This is a genomic window from Marinomonas sp. HM11-D, from assembly GCF_057626615.1.
Window position 1 is genome coordinate 1 of sequence record NZ_JBMMKT010000044.1, and the last position, 293, is coordinate 293.

Sequence of the window (293 nt, forward strand, 5' to 3'; positions counted from 1 at the left end):
GTACCACGCCTTCGATCAGCGGTACCGCAGAAGCCAATGCGACTGTGACCCTGTACGATACCGATGGCACGACGGTTCTGGGCAGCACGACCGCCGATGGTAGTGGCAACTGGTCAATCACCACGTCGACGTTAGCGAATGGCGCTCATACCCTGACCGCCAAAGCGACTGATGCCGCAGGCAATACCTCAACAGCGTCGTCTTCGTTGATCGTGACAGTGGATACCACAGCACCAGTGGCCCCACTGACGTTAGATTTGGCCTCTGCTAATGACTCGGGAGAGTCGTCTTCT

The 293-nt window shown here is 57.3% G+C and carries 1 protein-coding gene; it reads left to right on the forward strand.

The features are described from left to right. Nucleotides 1–293: Ig-like domain-containing protein (locus tag ACOSVP_RS18605; RefSeq protein ID WP_487348977.1), on the forward strand; the 293-nt coding region annotated here is incomplete at both ends.